The 14811-nt window shown below is 43.2% G+C and carries 13 protein-coding genes and 2 pseudogenes; 4 read left to right on the forward strand and 11 right to left on the reverse strand.

The window, feature by feature from the left end; all coding sequences use genetic code 11:
- Window positions 1-87: 87 nt before the first annotated feature.
- From ACE01T_RS07725 to ACE01T_RS07745, 5 genes are all read right to left on the reverse strand, one after another.
- Window positions 88-306 (reverse strand): hypothetical protein, encoded by a 219-nt coding sequence (locus tag ACE01T_RS07725; RefSeq protein ID WP_395519057.1) that lies wholly within the window; start codon window positions 304-306, stop codon window positions 88-90.
- Window positions 307-331: 25 nt separating this feature from the next.
- On the reverse strand, window positions 332-1831 hold the full coding sequence (locus ACE01T_RS07730; RefSeq protein WP_180080953.1) for a carbohydrate porin: 1500 nt from the start codon (window positions 1829-1831) through the stop codon (window positions 332-334).
- A gap of 94 nt (window positions 1832-1925) precedes the next feature.
- Window positions 1926-2942: an amidohydrolase family protein gene (locus ACE01T_RS07735; protein ID WP_395519058.1), complete on the reverse strand. Its 1017-nt coding sequence runs from the start codon at window positions 2940-2942 to the stop codon at window positions 1926-1928.
- 5 nt (window positions 2943-2947) lie between these two features.
- Window positions 2948-3433 (reverse strand): hypothetical protein, encoded by a 486-nt coding sequence (locus ACE01T_RS07740; RefSeq protein WP_395519059.1) that lies wholly within the window; start codon window positions 3431-3433, stop codon window positions 2948-2950.
- Between the two features lie 342 nt (window positions 3434-3775).
- Window positions 3776-4624 carry an SDR family NAD(P)-dependent oxidoreductase gene (locus tag ACE01T_RS07745; RefSeq protein WP_180080957.1) on the reverse strand — a complete coding sequence of 283 codons (849 nt, stop codon included), beginning with the start codon at window positions 4622-4624 and terminating at the stop codon, window positions 3776-3778.
- A gap of 236 nt (window positions 4625-4860) precedes the next feature.
- On the opposite strand from ACE01T_RS07745, the gene ACE01T_RS07750 reads away from it, so the two are divergent.
- The 3 genes from ACE01T_RS07750 to phoR all read left to right on the forward strand — a co-directional run bounded on the left by ACE01T_RS07750 (window position 4861) and on the right by phoR (window position 7885).
- Entirely contained in the window at window positions 4861-5550 is a 690-nt protein-coding gene (locus tag ACE01T_RS07750; protein ID WP_395519060.1) for a TetR/AcrR family transcriptional regulator, read from the forward strand.
- A gap of 240 nt (window positions 5551-5790) precedes the next feature.
- Window positions 5791-6501: a phosphate regulon transcriptional regulator PhoB gene (gene phoB / locus ACE01T_RS07755; RefSeq protein ID WP_180080961.1), complete on the forward strand. Its 711-nt coding sequence runs from the start codon at window positions 5791-5793 to the stop codon at window positions 6499-6501.
- A 25-nt stretch (window positions 6502-6526) separates the two neighbouring features.
- The gene (gene phoR / locus ACE01T_RS07760) at window positions 6527-7885 is read left to right on the forward strand and encodes a phosphate regulon sensor histidine kinase PhoR (protein ID WP_086196671.1); all 1359 of its coding nucleotides are present in this window, start codon (window positions 6527-6529) and stop codon (window positions 7883-7885) included.
- 45 nt (window positions 7886-7930) lie between these two features.
- On the opposite strand, the gene ACE01T_RS07765 is transcribed toward phoR, so the two are convergent.
- The 3 genes from ACE01T_RS07765 to ACE01T_RS07775 all read right to left on the reverse strand — a co-directional run bounded on the left by ACE01T_RS07765 (window position 7931) and on the right by ACE01T_RS07775 (window position 10049).
- Window positions 7931-8578: a glutathione S-transferase gene (locus ACE01T_RS07765; protein WP_180042890.1), complete on the reverse strand. Its 648-nt coding sequence runs from the start codon at window positions 8576-8578 to the stop codon at window positions 7931-7933.
- Between the two features lie 100 nt (window positions 8579-8678).
- Window positions 8679-9077, reverse strand: coding sequence for an OsmC family protein (locus ACE01T_RS07770; protein WP_180080965.1), 399 nt, complete (start codon window positions 9075-9077; stop codon window positions 8679-8681).
- 24 nt (window positions 9078-9101) lie between these two features.
- On the reverse strand, window positions 9102-10049 hold the full coding sequence (locus ACE01T_RS07775) for a pirin family protein (RefSeq protein WP_180080967.1): 948 nt from the start codon (window positions 10047-10049) through the stop codon (window positions 9102-9104).
- 328 nt (window positions 10050-10377) lie between these two features.
- On the opposite strand from ACE01T_RS07775, the gene ACE01T_RS07780 reads away from it, so the two are divergent.
- The gene (locus tag ACE01T_RS07780; RefSeq protein ID WP_180080969.1) at window positions 10378-11646 is read left to right on the forward strand and encodes a GGDEF domain-containing protein; all 1269 of its coding nucleotides are present in this window, start codon (window positions 10378-10380) and stop codon (window positions 11644-11646) included.
- Window positions 11647-11988: 342 nt separating this feature from the next.
- On the opposite strand, the gene guaA is transcribed toward ACE01T_RS07780, so the two are convergent.
- The 3 genes and pseudogenes from guaA to ACE01T_RS07800 all read right to left on the reverse strand — a co-directional run bounded on the left by guaA (window position 11989) and on the right by ACE01T_RS07800 (window position 14805).
- The gene (guaA, locus tag ACE01T_RS07790; RefSeq protein WP_166169817.1) at window positions 11989-13557 is read right to left on the reverse strand and encodes a glutamine-hydrolyzing GMP synthase; all 1569 of its coding nucleotides are present in this window, start codon (window positions 13555-13557) and stop codon (window positions 11989-11991) included.
- A gap of 273 nt (window positions 13558-13830) precedes the next feature.
- Window positions 13831-14190: pseudogene (locus ACE01T_RS07795) on the reverse strand (NirD/YgiW/YdeI family stress tolerance protein).
- Between the two features lie 163 nt (window positions 14191-14353).
- Window positions 14354-14805, reverse strand: a pseudogene (locus tag ACE01T_RS07800) (DoxX family protein).
- Window positions 14806-14811: the final 6 nt, after the last annotated feature.

The following is a 14811-nucleotide window of genomic DNA, read 5'->3' on the forward strand; positions in this document are numbered from 1 at the left end:
GGGTAGAGTACAAGTTGCTGTAGAAGCATTTTTAATTCGTCTGATCACAGATGCTTTATAAAGTATTTTAATACTTTTTTGAATCCGTCAATGCGTAAGTCCTACTTTCTTAAATTCCTGTTCCAACACACCACGTAAATGCGCTGAAGCAACAAAGCTCCCGCCTGTTTTTGGCTTACCGCCTTCACCGGCACCCGACATAGAAATGCGGATTTCTTTCGGGTTGGCGGCATGGATGTGTAAACTTAAACCGAATGCGGAGAGGGCTAGAAATGTTGCCGCAATTTTTTTAGAAAAAAGTTTCATTAAATCTGTTCCTTAACAATCAAAATTAAAAGGTGTACTGGAATTGCGCCTGCAATTCGTTAGTGTCTTTTTGGGTGGCAGTCTCAATGTCATAAATGTAGTGATTGAGCTGTAACTGGAATTTGGTGGTCTGGGCAAAAAACAGGTTGAGACCCAGTGAATGAATGTCATATTCACCTATACGGCCACTTGCACTATCGAGATAATCTTTCTGATTTTTATTCGGGTTATAGCTGTCGTAACGGTAGTAACCCTGAACTGATTTCGGCCAGAAATCATCAAACTTGGCATTGGATTTAATGCTGTTATAGAACTGGTCACCCAAGGTATAAAATGCAGTGACGGTATGGCCTTCTGCTTTGGCTTCTTTTATGGCTGGTACAGTCGTATCGATATAATTTGTCTTGCCCTGCAGATATTCATAGGTCACGCCAAAGGGTGCATGGTTGTAATACACGTCAAAACCAAGGCGATCACGTTTGGCTTTGTTGTCGCTAATGCCTGAGCCGGATAATTTTGCTTCGCCTTTAATATAGGACGCACCGAATTTCAGCTCGCGAAGCCAGCTGGCATAATCCACAGGTAAGGTAAATGCCACGCGACCAATATAATCTTTGCTATTGTTGTCATCGGTTTTATTACTGCCATTACCGTTGGTCACCCCAAGCGCGTATTCAAATAGTGGGGCACGATAGTTCGCACCATAGTCCACAAATGGCTTGACATCGCCACGCACAATCAAGCCATTTTGACGGGTAAATAAACCTAGATACGTGGGTGCGGTTGCAGTGCTGATAGTGGGGCGTAAATCTTCCGGAGATTGCACATCCAAGCCGAATGGCAAGAGTTGTTGACCCAAAGTCAGGTTCAGCTTGGGAACTTCTGCACCGCCATTGGTGGAAAATACGTGATAGCGCAGATAAGCATCCAGCAAGTTAAAGTTACTGTTGTTGCTGCCATCATTACGTTTTGAATAGCCGAATGAGGCTTGGTAATCGAGGTTTTTGCCTTCGTTATAATCTTTAAACAAGTTACCGCGCACGCCCAGCAATGCCGTACCCACATCAAAGCTCGATTTAGGCGTATTGGGCGCAGTGTTATTGTCCTGCACATTGGCACGCAGTTGCACCGTACCGAATAAAGTCGTATCGCGGGTCGACTTCACGGTTTGACGTTCATACTGACGAGACTGGTCATATTTATAGTTTTCGATATCGGCACGTAAACCTTCAATATCGTCGGATGTTGCAGGGGTCGCTTCAGCCGTTACGACTTCTTCGCCAGTTTCGCTGTCTTGAGCGGTCAGTTCTTCGCTGTTATCCGCATTCACAGTGGCTGGAACAACTGCTTTTTTTGTGGATGTCGAACTTTGCACTTCCACTGCATTTAAACGCTGTTGTAAAACTTCAATCTGCTTTTTGAGTCCCTCCAATTGCTTGTTGAGAGTGGCATCCTGGGCAAAACTAAAACTCGATGTCGTCGTCAGAATAAATCCAATCGCAACAGTTAAACTCGTCTTTCTAATTGTTACATTCACTTCATCTATTGTTTTAAATACAAAATTTCCCCTACCCCATGCCAAAGGCATGAGGTTGTTTCAATTTTCCAAATAGTTAGGTTTAAGCGGCCTGATTGTTTTTCAGTTTGTGTTCAACTTGCGTTCCCTTGAAGAAATCAGGATTATTCTCGGTATAGAATTGGTATGGATTGGTGAATACCAGGGCCTTGAAGTCTTCTGCCGTAATCGCGCCTTCTTGAACCAGATCCCAAGTTTCTGCCAACGGCTCAGTTAATTCAGGCACATCCCAATGGCCTGAATCTGATGAATAGAGCGCATTAATTTTCTGACCAAATGGATTACCTTTAGGATTCAATGCACCGACAATCGTGCGATCGTCTGCTTCATTGCCAAAATAGAAGTTCGGTACCCAGCGATCCCAAATGTCTTGTTTGTTTTGTATTTTGGCCAAGGCAAAATCATTTATTTCAGCTGGATTTTGCGTCTGGAAACGTGAAGTTGAAGCCACGCCAAATAAACTCTCGATAATCTCAGCTTCATTCAGTTCACGACCCTGGTACAATGTATGTCCATATTGACGATAGAGCTCTAGCGCCAATTCACGGTTTAGCCGCTCAGGGTTGTACTGTTGCACATGTTCATTACCGCGTTTTTCAAAACGGTCAACCAGATGAGTTAACACATTTTGTCCCCAGGCAGCCCCTGCTTCCAAAAGTGCAATACGAAGCTGTGGAATACGTTCAGTGACACCGCCAAAAAACAAGGCTTTGGCCAATGCTTCAGAGGCATCGGCAAAATGGTTAATGTGGTTAAACATATAATTGCTTGGTGAATTACGTGCCACCCAGCTTTGACTGCCCGAGTGCGTCGACAGGTTAATCCCCAAATCCACACTCTTTTGCCAGAACGGGTCGTAGTCATATTCACTGTCAATACCGAAGAAATCTAACCAGTAAGCATAACGACGCAGGTCTGTATCTTCAGGATATTTCTCTGCAACAGCCTGAATTGGACGACGTACTGCACCCGGAATCAGGGCAGCTTTTAATCCCAACTTTTGTGCAAACTCGAGTTCCTCAATCCCTTCTTGCGGCGTATTCAGCGGAATCGCAGCCACTGGCGTCAGACGGTAGCATAAGGCTTATAGATGTCGGCATGGAAATGGTTAATTGCACGGGTTAAGGACAGACGCAGGTCATCATTGGATGAATTAATTGGAAATAAAGACAGATTCGGATAGAGCACAGCATAGTCCGTACCGAGTTCTTCCAGACGCTCATACAATAAGCCCGGTAAGGCAACCGTTGCCAAGTCATAAGTATTTTCTGAAGGGAGTGCCCAAAATGGCGGACGGAATAGACGACGGTTTTTACGTTCTTCCGGGCTAGCGTTGTACCACTCTGCCGCTAATGCGTTTAAACCATTACTTTTTAAATGGCTATGAAATACATCGACCACACGTGAACCCCCATACTGCGCAATATAATCCTCCAGAGCCGGACTATAGGCATTGGTATGGATATCCGTATCAATCACCGGATAATCAAGTTGAGAACGCACTTGAGCAGCACGCGATTGTTTTGCCTTTAAATCTTTTAAAACTGTCATGAGGTTTACCTAATTTCTTATCATTACACCTCCCTGTTATTACAACAAGCATGCCAACATTTTAAGTTATTATTTTATATATAATTATTACCATTATCCCAACCAAATATGTTGGTTTTAACGCGATATGTGTGTTGATAATTCAACACTTGCTTATTTAAATTCAGCTGGTTTTTTTATTTTTATTTCTTATTTTTAGATATCAAATTATTTCTGAGTCTCTCCTATCACTTTAATTGACGGGTTAAAACTTAAAAAAGCATACTTTGGAGAGGATTTGAAAAGCTGCATTTCAGCACATAAAAAAACCCGCAATTTGCGGGTTTTTTAAAAGCCGTATTTTTAAGCCGATTTTTTGTTTTTATTGCTTAACTTGGTGGCAAATGCTGTGACACGCTGATAACCGGTCGGCAAAATACGCTGGATTAAATCCAGGGTTTTGGCGTCGTTGCCAATCAGCAGACGGCGCTTGTCTTTTTGCACTGCTTCCAAAATTTGGCGGGCTGCTTCTTCAGGCGGACAACGTAATAATTTATTAAAAGACCTGGCTGATTTTTCCGGATGCATGCCTAAAGACCGGATACTGTCATTCATTTTTGCTGCATTGGCAATATTGGTCCGAATACCGCCAGGATGTACACACAGCGCGCTAACACCGCAGTTTTCAATATCCAGTTCCTGCCGCAAGGATTCGGTAAAACCACGCACAGCAAACTTGGTCGCGTTATAGGCAGACTGGGTCGGCTGTGCGGTTAGGCCAAACAGGCTGGAAATATTGATGATATGCCCTTCACCCGATTGTTTGATTAAAGGCAAGAACTCTTTGGTGCCATACACCACGCCCCAGAAATTAATATTCACAATCCATTCCAGTTCTTCGTAACTCGCCCCTTCCACGGTTGAGCCCAATGCCACACCGGCATTGTTAAAAATCATGTTGACGGAACCATGATCCTGAACAGTTTCAGCAGCCCACGCGCGCACTTCTTCCAGTTTGGCCACATTGACTTTTTTTATCGTCACACGGACATGACTGTCTTTGACCAGTTCAACTGTTTTCGCCAAACCCTGTTCATTGACATCACTTAAAGACAAATGGCAGCCTTGCTTGGCCAAAAGTACGGCCAATTGCTGCCCAATACCCGACCCTGCACCAGTAATGGCTGCGACTTTATTTTTAAAATTTTTCATGAGCTATCCTTATTCAGCTTGCTGCCTCATCCATCTAAACATTTCGATTGTTTTTCTGTCTGGAAGATTGCAGTTCATCCATCCAATATAATTTTGACAATAACAATTGTCAATATAATATATGGTCTATTCCTCCCTGTACTGGAAAAGCTGCTGCTTTGTTTTAAACATAGGTCTAAAGATAAATTATTGTTAATATAAGGCAAAACCTCGATTTCATTCGGCACACCACATCTATGACTGAACAGCACAAAAATTTCGAAGAAAATCAAAATAAACCGGCAAAAACCAAAGAACGTCAATTTAAAGGGATGTCTTTAAGCGAACGTAAACAGGCACGTCGAGAAAAACTGATTGAAGCCGGAATTGAAGCCTATGGTACACATGGTTTTTTTGCAGTCACAGTCAAAGATATTTGTACGGAAGCCAAACTGACTGAACGCTATTTCTATGAATCCTTTAAGAAAAGTGATGAACTGTTTCAGACCATCTTTTTAAAGCTGATTGATCAGTTACAGCACAATGTCACGCAGGCGATTATGCAGGCCTCGACCGATCCGCGGAAAATGATCGAAGCCGGTTTAACCGCCCTGCTCACCACCTTGAAAGACAATCCGGGTATGGCACGGATTATTTATATTGATGCCATGCTGGTTCAGGAGCTGCATAACCAGGCCACCATCCATGAAACCATGTCACGTTTTGACCGTATGATTCATGCCTTTGTGATGCTGATGATGCCGAACATTAACCGCTCTGAATGTGAAATTTCGATGATTTCGACCGGTTTAAATGGCTATGTCACGCAAATCGCCATCCGCTGGGTGGTCAGTGGTTTCAAGCTCTCCATAGAGGATGTACTGTCTTCTTGCAGTATCGTTTTTTTATCACTGCTTGAGACTTTTTCGAAAAAAGAAAAAATATGATTCCGGCACAGCCCTGGTCACCAAACTATCAAAAAATACTCAACACCTTGAATTTAATATATTTATCTAACTGATTTATTTTAAATTCTTGATTGTATCTTATTTTAAATTGTGACAATTTTTTTGCTAAATTCAGTCGAACTACCTATTCTGCAATGATACTGTCATAATTAATCTTTGTAATAAGCCTGTCATAAATATAAAACGGTCCACCGTTTACGTGAAATAGGGTATTGCGCTGTGAAAGATGACTATATATTAATCGTCGATGATGAGCTCCCGATCCGGGAAATGATCCATACCTCGCTGGATATGGCGGGCTTCCAATGCCTACAGGCTGAAGATGCCAAACAGGCCCATCAAATGATTGTGGATCAACGCCCTGTGCTTATTCTACTCGACTGGATGTTACCGGGTGGTGTCAGCGGTGTAGATCTGTGCCGCCGTCTGAAACGCGATGAAACCCTATCAGAAATTCCCGTGATCATGCTCACTGCCCGCGCTGAAGAAGACCATAAAGTACAAGGTCTGGATGCCGGTGCAGATGACTATATGACCAAACCGTTTTCCACCCGTGAACTGGTTTCCCGCATTAAGGCCGTGTTACGCCGTGCCAATGCCCTAAACGGTGAAAAAACTATTGATGCTAATGGTCTGGTACTCGACCCTGTCAGCCAGCGGGTCAGTCATGGTCATAATATTTTAGAAATGGGACCCACAGAATACCGTTTATTGGCCTTTTTTATGACGCATCCGGAACGTGCCTATACCCGTGCTCAATTGCTGGATCAGGTCTGGGGTGGTAACGTATATATTGAAGATCGTACCATTGACGTACATATCCGTCGTTTGCGTAAAGTGCTGGAACCGTTTGGTGCAGACCGTTATGTACAAACGGTTCGTGGTACAGGTTACCGTTTTTCTACCCGCGCAGATGTCGCTTTAGGTTAGTCGTCATTTAGGTCAACTATATTTTATGTATGAACCCTACCCCGTCCCGGAACTTGCGCGAGAACATAAACAGTTTCGTTACAGCAGTTTATGGACTTTTGCCAAGCAAGATTTACGTCTGCTGGCCTTTTTATTGCTGATCGCAGGTTTAATCGGTTTAGGGATTGGGTATTTCTGGATTTTTATTCTCATCGCCCTTACGGTGTTTTTTGCCTTGCAATTGCGTTCACTGTATCTGGTCAATGAATGGATTTCCAACCGTCCTTATGATGTGCCACCCAGTTTAAATGGCATCTGGGGAGCCTTGCTGTTTAATGTCTATCGTTCGCAGCGTCAGGAGCGTATTGTTCAGGCAGAAATGGTCGGCCTGATTGATCGGGCGCAATCTTCACTGGTGGCGCTGGCTGAAGCGGTGGTACTAATTGATGATCTGCACCAGATTGAATGGTGGAATCCGGCCGCAGAAAAACTCCTGGGTATTCAACCGCTAGATCGCGGTCGCAATATTTTAACCATTCTGCGCCAGCCCAGTTTTATTGAATATTTTAACCATATTGACGAAGCACCCGATGGCCTGAAAATGAAATCTTCGGCCTTTGAAGACCATTATGTACAAGTCAAAATGACCCGCTTTGGTGGGGAAAGCCGCTTACTGGTGGCTTATGACGTGACCCGCATGCATAATCTGGAACAGATGCGCACAGACTTTGTCGACAATATTTCCCATGAATTACGTACCCCGCTTACCGTACTCAGCGGTTATATTGAAACCTTTACCGATCAGGAAGATTTAAACCCGCGCTGGAAACGTGCCTTCGACCAGATGCAGGCGCAAACCAAGCGAATGAATGCCTTGGTGAATGATCTATTGCTATTGTCGCGTTTAGAAAATGACAAAAAAATCGCGAAAAACCAGATTATTGAAATGCCAAGTCTGATGAACCAGCTGTTTGATGACGCACAAGCCTATAATGTCGACTATCACCATGCGCTCAATCTCAACATTGACAGTCATTGTGACCTGATCGGTTCCGAGACCGAGCTGGCCAGTGCCTTTAGCAACCTGATTACCAATGCCATTAAGTACACCCCTAAAGGTGGAACCATTACCATGGGCTGGCATGATGACGGTGAACACGGTATCTTTACCGTTCAAGATACCGGCATCGGGATTGACCCCAAACATTTGCCACGTTTAACCGAACGTTTCTATCGTGTGGATAGTGCGCGTAGCCGTCAAACCGGTGGCACTGGCTTAGGTCTGGCTATTGTCAAACATGTGTTGATGCAACACGGCGCACATCTGGAAATTGAATCCAAAGAGAATGAAGGCTCGACTTTTAAAGTCATTTTCCCTAAAGAACGCCTGTACAAACTCTGCTAGACCTGCCTATTTTAACCTTGATCTAAAACAGGCCACCTACCTGTTTTAAGTCAGGCTTTGTTCCTTGAACCTGGCTCGCTGAAAAGCAGGCCGTTCCTCAAGACGTTTCAGATATTTGGTTATATTGGGATATGAACCGGATGTTCTGGATTGAATGGCATCGAGTGGAAACCACATCTGAATATCGGCAAAAGAAAATGTTCCGGCAAAATACTCATGCGTGGACAAGTAATCTTCCAGATAAGCAATATGATCTTTTAAACGCGGATGAATAAATCCCGCCTTCACGCCAGAAGTAATTTTATGTGCCACTGGCTTAATCAGCCAGGGTACACGTTTCGGTACATTGTTCATCACCAGTTGCATCAGCAATAACGGCATTAAGGAGCCTTCGGCATAGTGCATCCAGTAGCGGTATTGTTGCTGGTCTTTTTTGGCCTTCGGCTTAAATTTCTGCGCTGTATCATAACTTTCTTGCAAATGCTGCAAAATCACTGCCGATTCAACAATAGTCTGGTCCTCATCAGTCAAGATCGGTGCTTTAGCCAAGGGATGAACCAGTTTTAATTCAGGTGGTGCCGCAAAAGTAGGTAAACGTTTATAAAACTTGACCTGATAATCTTGAGCCAGTTCTTCCAAAGCCCATAAAATTCGAAAAGAACGCGATTGATCTAAATGGTGCAGTGTAATCATTATTTTTTTGACCTCTATTTTTATATTTTGATCATGACCGATCTACTGGAAAAATGACATTCTGCTTTGTAGACAATGTCATGACTATCGGATCATGGATTTAAAGCAGAACCGTCTTAATGTCCAGACTGCGTAACAGTGTCTTGGTGACTGGTGTTTTACTGCTGATGTCTAAAAGTTTTTGTTTCAGTTCATCCGATAAGGGCTGAGCAAAAGACAAGCGACGCTCAATCGATTCTTTACCTTCTTTATTGACATTAAAATCGGCTTCTACAGAAAATTGACCGAGTTCTATATCTTTATGACTGGCATACATGCGCAAAGTAATCATGGTGCAAGAAACCAGTCCGGAACAAATAAAATCATAAGGTGCAGGACCCTGATCTTGCCCGCCCAAGAATTCAGGTTTATCCGTCATAAACTGGTGTTTGCCACTTTTCACTTCGCCTGACCAAGGTTCATCCAGGCTCTGTACTTCTGCATTTGCAATAATGGCCATATTCAAACATCCTGAATTTTATTGTTATTTTGAGGCTCGCATTTTATTGGGGAATGCAGGTGCTTCCAGGCGAGGTCCCAGATAGTCAGGAATGGTGCCAAAACGGTCATCCTGATTCATCCACTGGTCACGGGCTTGGCAAAGCTCTTCCTGAGTCCGCCCGACAAAGTTCCACCACAGTAATATCGGTGACTCGAAAGGTTCACCACCCAACAACAGTACTCGACTGCCTTTATGTAAGCGGATTTCAATTTCAGTCATGCCTGGTTCAAGCACGACCATGTTGTCGTCTGTCAGTTCATGACCGTTGACTTCAGCAGCCCCCTCCAGCACCATAAAACCATATTCAAATTCCGGATTCAGTTGAATTCGGGTGGTGGTGGATTCCTGTGCAGTTAAATCCACACCCAGCAATTCGCTATGCACCGCAACCGGGGACCGGGTTTGCAAGAACTCCCCCACCAGTACGGTAAATTCAACCTGATCTTTTTCCACCACCGGCAGTTCCGGATAATGATCAAAACGCGGCGCCATATTAATCTTGTCATCCGGCAAGGCAATCCAGAGCTGTGCAGCGTGCATATGGGTTTCGGTTTCCGGTGCCACTTCAGTATGGGAAATGCCATATCCTGCGGTCATTAAATTGACCTGTTTGGGACGAATCAGCTGTTTGCTACCCAAGCTGTCGGTATGCATCATTGTACCTTCAATCATCCAGGTAAAAGTCTGCAAACCAATATGCGGATGCGGTCCTACATCCAGACCATCACCTTGAGGAAAAGTCACGGGACCCGCATGATCCAGAAAGCACCATGCCCCAATTAAACGCTTATGGCGACTGGGCAAGGCGCGCTTAATCACCGTGCCCTGTCCAATTTCCGCACTACGCAAAGGAAATTCCTGAATAAAGCGGTTTACGTATTTTTCACAATCGTCCGAATTGGAAAGCTCTGTATAGCTGCTATTGGTCATATGACTATCCTGAATTTCATGAACACGACTGTTCTTGTAAGTCCTACCTATTGTTATCAATCATATAGACTCTTCATCATTCAGCCTATAGTTAAAGTTAGTACGCTGAATACTATGGACAGGACAATATTATTTTTGAAATTTTCTTCATAAAACAAGGCCTAAACGCGATAAATGATTGACTATTTTTACCCTATTCATATGAATTTTATAGGAAAAAAATTTTTTGTCACAATTATAGCGATGACTTACCCAGTCTTCTGTATACAGATATTTTTCCTCAGCATACTATTTCTCCCTGACCAATCTGCTATAGAAGAGGATAATCATGTCCCAAGGACAGCAGGAAAATTTTCATTACTCTGAAAATCAAGAATATAATCATATCGGGAACAATGAAGATAAATATTCCAATATCGGAACTGCCATTTTACCCAAGCAGCTGTGTACGCTCGCCAATCAAAAACAGATAGAACACCAACTAGAACATCCTAGCACCCGTATTCCGGAACAATTTCAACAATACTATCTGGATTATCAAAATAAGCACCAACGACAGTTTTTAAAATGCGTCAATTTTATTGGTCAGCTGACTTTTTTAAGCTATTTCTTTGTCGATTGGGTTTTATTACCGGACATTGGCATGCTGTCCGGTATTGCACGGCTCAGTCTTGTCATCTTGGCACTGTCGGTCAACTGGCTGGCTTTCCGCTACTGCAAGAATATTAAAATTCTGGATAGCCTGCTGCCAGCATCTGTTGCAGCTGCAGCTGCAATATGGCTTGAACTGCTGTATTTATCACATAGTCCCGTTGTGAATACGTATCTCTACGCCAGCATCATTTTTATTTTATTGGGCAATTTATGCATACAGGTATCTTTTCGTAATTCCATTTTTAGTTCCCTGCTGATTAGTGCGGTGATTTTTAATGGCGTATTCAGGTTAGTCAGCGTCCAGGAACTGATTTTATTTTCACTCATTTACGCGCCGGTTTTATTGCTCAGCATGTATATCAGCTGGAATAACACCTTAAATTCAAAACGTAATTTTTTGCGGGTGTTACTCAATGACTGGAACTATTACACCTTAACTGAAATGGCGCATACGGATGAACTGACCCAGCTATATAACCGCCGACAATTTTTACAACTGGCCGAACAGAACATACAGCAATGGCCCAAATATAATTTAACCTGTCTATTGATGTTTGATATCGACTTTTTTAAGAATATTAATGATACCTATGGTCATGATGTTGGAGATGAAGTGCTGCGGGTACTGGCTGATATTACTCGCCGGGAAATGCGTCATAGCGATGTACTGGCCCGTTTTGGGGGGGAAGAATTTATTGCTTTGCTACCCGATACCACACTGGAAGATGCGATGAATATTGCCAACCGCTTATGCCAAAAAATTGAAAGCCATCAAATTTGTGTTAAAGATAAGTGCTTTTTTAATTTCAGTGTGTCGATTGGGGTATCTCAACTGCAGCCGAATCAAAGTGATTTAAACCTGCTGATTAAAAATGCCGATATTGCACTCTACCAAGCCAAGAAAAATGGACGCAATCAGGTGGCGATTTATACCCATGAATAATTAGAAATTATCCTCATCGAAACGGTCTTGGTCTATTTTATAAATATGAAAACTGCGCTCGACTTGCATACTCAAGCCGAATTTAGTGGCTCAAAATATTTATTCCTATTCTTCAATAGATTAATTTTTTAAAATGTAAAAAAGAGCACCTAAGCGCTCTTTTTATTGGAACAATTCTAGGTTTCTAAACTGCCGCGCGCATCTTGCACAAAATTCAAAGCAATGCTTTTAATTTTGCTCATGGCGTAATTTAGGCAGGAAGCAGTGCTTCCTGAAACCCTGAGAGGTGAAATAACAAAGCACTGCTTTGTCACCTCGCAAGACTTTCAGCTATGCTGAAAGTTACTCCCATTCAATCGTTGCTGGTGGCTTAGATGACACGTCATAAACCACACGTGAAACATCTTTGATTTCGTTCATGATACGCGTTGAAATCTTGTCTACCAGTTCATATGGAAGATGCGCGAAACGTGCTGTCATAAAGTCCACAGTTTCAACGGCACGAAGTGCAATTACCCATGCATAACGACGGCCATCGCCCACTACACCAACAGATTTAACCGGTTGGAATACAGCGAAGGCTTGAGCAGTTTTGTCATACCAACCGCTGGCACGAAGTTCTTGCATGAAGATGTCATCAGCCAGACGAAGAATGTCGGCATATTCTTTTTTCACTTCACCCAAAATACGCACGCCCAAACCTGGACCCGGGAATGGATGACGATAAAGCATTTCGTGTGGCAAACCTAAAGTAGTACCTAAACGGCGTACTTCATCTTTAAACAGGTCACGGATTGGCTCAACCAGTTCAAAGGCTAAATCTTCTGGTAAACCGCCCACATTGTGGTGTGATTTAATTACGTGTGCCTTACCGTTTTTAGTTGCAGCTGATTCAATCACGTCCGGGTAAATTGTGCCTTGTGCAAGGAAATTTACGCCATCAAGTTTACGTGCTTCTTCAGCAAAGACTTCAATGAATTCACGACCAATGATTTTACGTTTTTTCTCAGGGTCAACTTCACCTGCGAGAGCGGACAAGAAACGGTTTTCAGCATCGGCACGAATTACACGGATACCCATATTTTTCGCAAACATATCCATCACTTGCTCGCCTTCGTTCAAACGAAGCAAGCCATTATCTACGAATACGCAAGTCAATTGGTCGCCAATGGCTTTATGAAGAAGCGCAGCAACTACAGATGAATCTACGCCACCTGAAAGACCAAGCAATACTTTTTGATCACCAATCTGTTCACGTAACTGTTCAACACGCAGGTCGATGATGTTTTCCGAGTTCCAAAGATTACGGCAACCACAAATGCTGTGTACAAAGTTAGACAATAACTCGGCACCTTTTGCAGTATGGGTCACTTCCGGGTGGAACTGTACACCGTAGAAACGACGTTTTTCATCGCTTACCGCTGCAAATGGACAGCTTGGTGTACTGGCAGTCACCTGGAAACCTTCCGGAATTGCACTGACTTTATCGCCATGGCTCATCCAAACATTGAGTTTGTTTTCACCATCGTCTAAATCACCCAAAAGCTGGTCACGAACCAAAACGTCTACCGCAGCATAACCAAATTCATGCACGGTACCTGGCTCTACTTTACCGCCAAGCTGTTCGGACATGGTTTGCAAGCCGTAGCAAATACCCAATACAGGTACACCCAGGTTGAATACAACTTCAGGCGCACGTGGACTACCTTCTTCATGAACACTTTCCGGACCACCCGACAAGATGATACCGTTTGGTTTAAATGCGCGAATGTCTTCTTCAGACATGTCATAGGCATACATTTCAGAATATACGCCAGCTTCACGTACACGACGTGCAATAAGCTGACTGTATTGAGAACCGAAATCCAGAATCAGGATGCGGTCTTCAGTGATTTGAGTATTGGTAGTCATGACAAACAACTATGCAAGGCAAACGAAATAAGCGCTGCATTCTATCATTTTTCGGCGCATTAAGCACACTATTCGCACAAGGCTTTCAATTCGTTGATTGCATTATATTTCTGGCACAACAAGGCACCAGTCGGATGCCTTATTTATGTTACCATTTTTCTATTTTCACGATTTAGATATCCTTCAATTTCATCATGATGGATATCGACCTCATCTGTTTAGACCGTGTCGTATGCTCTCTAGGACTTTGGTGATTAAGTCAAATCTTGCAGCTTAGTTCTGATTATACCAAAGCCATTTATCCTTTGGATTTACCAGTTTTTCTATTTTAACAACATCGATGTTGGTGGATTGATCACTTTGAGTATCCACTTCACCCATCACTTTCACCTGATCACCGGCCTTTAAGCCCATCGGTTTCTAAAAATCATCATCTACATCAATGTCAATTGAACCGGAACCATCTTTGAGTTCAAAATGATCGCCCCGTATTCATTTGACAATAACGCCGGATAATGTCACTGCAGTTTCATCTGCCAGTTGTTTTGCTTCTACAACCGTTACCATATTTTGGGCAGCTTCATTCACGATCATCTGATCACTTTTACCCGCCCAAGATGCTGTAGAAAACATTACACCAGAGATAAAAATTACCCATAACATTTGCTTCATGGCTGACTCCACTTTGGTAGCTTCATCAAGCTTTATTGAAGCAAAATCCTGGCAATTTGTACGCAGCTTTTATGTACTGTGCATAGGTTTTATGTAATTACAAAAAGACCTGTATCAGCTGAAGTTAGCCTTGTACTTTCCTCAATCCTGGTGATGATCTCTCTAGCATGGCATCTACACTGAATTTACCTGCACCATGCAACATCAAGAACAATAGTCCACCAGTCATGGTAATATTTTTCATCAGGTGAATGGCATCATCCGGAGTCCCGGTGCCGTGGAAAATAAAGCCGCAAATAAAGGTAAAATGGCTAAGCCCAAAGCAGCCAGGCGGGCCTGAAAGCCAAAGAACAGGGCCAGACCACCACCAGCGACGACTAGGATGCTCAAAGGCAGCAGACTGCCCGGTACACCTTTAGATTCCATATAGCCGGCAGTTGCAGCATAAGCATTGATTTTCATCCAGCCTGACATCAGAAAAATATAGGCCATCAATACACGTGCAACCAGAGCAATAAAAGCATCGGTCTGCGGACCTTGTAGCAGATTTTTTATAGAAGTATTCGGATTGAACATGAGGTC

This window comes from Acinetobacter uliginosus, from assembly GCF_044130295.1.
Lineage (GTDB): Bacteria > Pseudomonadota > Gammaproteobacteria > Pseudomonadales > Moraxellaceae > Acinetobacter.